This is a genomic window from Endozoicomonas sp. SESOKO2 (assembly GCF_024606245.1).
Lineage (GTDB): Bacteria > Pseudomonadota > Gammaproteobacteria > Pseudomonadales > Endozoicomonadaceae > Endozoicomonas_A.
This window is the reverse complement of record NZ_JAHHPQ010000492.1, coordinates 1-1,160: the sequence shown is the minus strand read 5'-3', so window position 1 is coordinate 1,160 and position 1,160 is coordinate 1. Positions and strand designations below refer to the sequence as shown.

1 protein-coding gene is annotated in these 1,160 nt (G+C 45.9%); it reads right to left on the bottom strand.

Annotated elements, in window-relative coordinates; genetic code table 11:
- Positions 1 to 1,160, bottom strand: a 1,160-nt coding sequence (locus tag KDK17_RS11310) for a hypothetical protein (RefSeq protein WP_257288116.1), incomplete at both ends; no start/stop codon positions are given.

Below are 1,160 nucleotides of genomic sequence, written 5' to 3'. Positions count from 1 at the left end.
AGCGGAACAGCTCCATACTGAACTCGCCATCCTTGTCTTTCCATTCCGGCCAGCCTAGCACCTCTTTCACTTGCTCATGTTTGAGCATGCCTTTGGTGCTATTCATGGACGAGAAGGATCGGAACAACTTCGTATTAAACTCGCCATCCCTGGCTTTCCATTCTGGCCAGCCCAGTATTGCTTTCACTTCCTTATGTGTGGGCAAGCCTCTACCATTATTCATGGACGAGAAGGAATTCAATACATCCAAACGTGCTAAATATTCGAGTTCACTCAGGCTACGTTCTGTGAAACTCCGGATATGTTTTTTTCTATTGTTTAACATGCTGGTCAGCATGCCTGTATTTTTGAAGTTTTCAGAAAGGTGCCCAAAAAAAGCGGTGGCATTATCGAAGAAGCTATTAAATGAACTTCTCTCTAGAAAGCCGAGGAGTTTATAAAAAGTAGACTTGACTGTGATGTTTTTTTTCTTGAATACCTCCATCAGGGTTTGTACTTTTTCCAGCTCTTCCTGACTTAATTCGTATTCGATATTTTCTTTTACTTTTTCCAATGGGTCACCGGGGATCTGAGTGTCTGCCGGTTTCTTTTTTTTGGCCGATGGCGCAGTAGCAGCTGCTTCAGTATTATTTCTCTTTCTACCCGGGCCCTTCTTTTTTTTCTGGGCCGGTTCTGATGAATCCGGCTTTGTTTCTTTCCGGATTCGTTTTGCTCTTTTTTTACTCTGATTGTCCGAAAGGCACTTGCTGCATAAAATCACGGAGGCAGTTGCCTCATTGGTTATTCGCCTTAATTCCTGTGTATTCAGTGCCTTGTTGCACTTGAAACAAGTGACAGTAGAACTTCCGGTATCCTGTTCAGCTGAAGGTTCCAGCGGGTCTTTATCTTCACGACTGCTGCCGTTTGTCGAATCGGCTCCCTGTTTACGGGCAGCAGATCCGCTCATCTGGCCGGTCTGACTCGTTGTTGCGGTCGATGATGCTTTGGTCGTTCGGGAGGATGGATTCTTTTTCCTGGTAGCCGACTGTCGGCCAGAATATTTGCCAGCAGCGATCTCACGGTAAACACTGAGTTCCTGACCATTCTCTGCCAGCCATGTCTGAATCAATCCCGGATGCATCGTTGCCGGATCTGACGTTTCCAGATCAAGAAGATCTGCT